This is a genomic window from Geotalea toluenoxydans JCM 15764 (assembly GCF_001311985.1).
Taxonomy (GTDB): Bacteria; Desulfobacterota; Desulfuromonadia; order Geobacterales; family Geobacteraceae; genus Geotalea; species Geotalea toluenoxydans.
Map to the genome: position 1 here is coordinate 1 of NZ_BBCJ01000068.1, position 1,208 is coordinate 1,208.

Here is a 1,208-nt window from a genome sequence, read left to right on the forward strand (position 1 = left end):
CCCAGTCTTTCTATAGTGTCACGAACCCTGCATATGAATTTGAAGTGAAGGCCTCTTTCCTTGCGTCTACAAAGAGAGGAGGTCTTTCATGCATCACTTTCATTTCTGCCCAAACCCGGCCTGTGCGTATCATCAGCACGCACCGAAAGAACGCTGGTTCGTCGCCGCTGGCTTCTATGTGACCAAAACCTTCGGCAAGGTCCAGCGCTTTCGCTGCAAGCCTGCGGCAAGTACTTCTCTACCCAGACCTTCAGCCTTGATTACTTCGCCAAGCGCAGAATCGCCTATCCCCAGATCGAAACCCTGCTCAGCTCTTCCATGAGCATTCGCGCACTCTCACGATTCTTCTCTGCTTCGTGCGGCACCATCCAGAACCGTATCGACCGACTCGCCCGTCAAGCCATCGCACTCCAGAGCCTGCTCCGTCCCCATGCCAATCCCCACGAATCCGTCTGCATCGATGGCTTTGTCTCCTTCGATGTCTCTCAGTACTTCCCCAACAACATCACCCTCGCCGTCACCGCCGATTCTCAATTCTTCCTTGCCGCTACCCATGCCACCCTGCGCCGTTCCGGCAACACCACCAAGGCTCAAAAGCATAGAATGTCCCTGCTCTATCGTGCGTGTACCTTTGAGCCTCGAAGCATCGAACGCTCATTCCGGGAGCTGCTCGATCGCCTTGCCCAGGAACGCATGCCCCAGCTTTGGCAGCCTCTCATCCTCATCACCGACGAAAAGCAGGAATATCGCAGAGCGCTGTATAGCCATCCGCTCTTTCGCTTGCAGAATGCAGACCATCGACTGGTGCATCTGACCGTGCACTCCACCGAACCGCGCACCTGGTACAATCCCCTCTTCGGCGCCAACTACATGGATCGCGAGCTCAGAAAGGATCAGGCAGCCCATAGGCGTGAAACCGCCTGCTTTTCCCGCAATGTCGCCAATATGCTCAATCGCTTCTGCGTCTACATGGCCTGGCACAACTACGCAAAGCCCTTCCGGATCAAAGCAAACCGAAAGGCGCGTATGACCCATGCAGAAGCTGCAGGCATACCTCGCGAGCTCGTGGCCACGGGGCGCGCATGGATGTTCCGTGAACGGGCATTCGTAAGTAGGCTCTCGCTCGATCTACTGGATCAGAAGCTCTGGAAGCGCGCATTCTCGACCCCTCTCAAGACGTCTGCGGAGTATCTGCCTCGCTATGCGCT

At 56.2% G+C, this 1,208-nt stretch carries 1 protein-coding gene; it reads left to right on the forward strand.

The annotated features are described in order from the left end of the window. Window positions 1–60: 60 nt before the first annotated feature. On the forward strand, window positions 61–1,208 hold a 1,148-nt coding region (locus JCM15764_RS20715; protein ID WP_243689562.1), incomplete at its 3' end, for a hypothetical protein.